The 960-nt window shown below is 59.7% G+C and carries 1 protein-coding gene; it reads left to right on the top strand.

All coding sequences use genetic code 11. From position 1 onward, the window contains the following. Window positions 1-854 (top strand): TY-Chap domain-containing protein (locus HMPREF2554_RS04535; RefSeq protein WP_070554213.1); only part of this gene is annotated, 854 nt, incomplete at its 5' end. Between the last annotated feature and the right edge of the window lie 106 nt (window positions 855-960).

Here is a 960-nt window from a genome sequence, read left to right as displayed (position 1 = left end):
CGCCCTCCTGCGAGAGCATTCGTGATCAGCTGGGCGATGGCGGATGGTCAACCGCCATGCTGCGCACCGGTGTGTGTCCGCCCGATTATGCGGAGTACAACTGGCAGCTGAGCGGCACTTCGCTCACGGATATGGAGTTCCGCAACCAGCTGGGCAGTTTCATGAGTTACTGTATTCGGTATGATCGGCAGCCGACGGTGCTTGCCTACGGAACATGGTCTACTATGCGCAGTAATCTGGGCCGGGTGCCGTTTCTAGCGGCGGTGCGCGCGAAATATGGATCGTGGCATACCGCCTTGCAGGTGGGCCGCACAATGGTGACCGATGCCCTGCAGATGACGAAGAGAGAGGTCGAACCGGTGCGGGTGCCGCCGCATCCGCCGAGTATTTCGCCCGAGCAGCTTGCGGTGCAGGGTATTGGGGTTGTGAAGTCTGAGCAGACGGTTTCTGTCCGTGACCGTTGGGACGAGGTGACGAACTCACTCGGTCAGCGTTTGGCGAGCCTGCCCTGGAGCAGGCATCTGCGCACCTACTATGTGCTCACGGGTGCCGCGCATGCTAACGCAATGCCGCTTGTGTGTATCTACCGCTCCCCCGCCGGGTTCCTGTGCGAAATTGCGATGGAGGCTGAGGTTTTGCCCAAGTTCAGTACCGACTACCTGCGTTCACGCGGGTGGGCGGCACCGACCCCCATGCAGCCTATGTGGAACCGGAATGTTTTTGACCCTCATGAGGCCGCGCAGGATGTAGTACAGGCGATGCGCTGGGGTATGGGCTGTTCCCGCTGGGACTACTACCGCACGGATGACCTGGTGCTGGATGCCGAGGATACCTCGGGCACCGAGGCCGGTTAATCCGGGGCGCAGATTCTTCCGTTTCTCCTCCCCTATCACGCTAAAAGGCTCTTGATGTGAAAAAGCGCTAGTAACGCCGCCCTATTCACATCAAGAGCCTTTTTAT

Origin of the sequence: Rothia sp. HMSC071F11 (assembly GCF_001809115.1) — a bacterium.
GTDB classification, from domain to species: Bacteria; Actinomycetota; Actinomycetes; order Actinomycetales; family Micrococcaceae; genus Rothia; species Rothia dentocariosa.
Note: the sequence above shows the minus strand (reverse complement) of the source record. Positions and strands in the feature narration are given on the sequence as shown.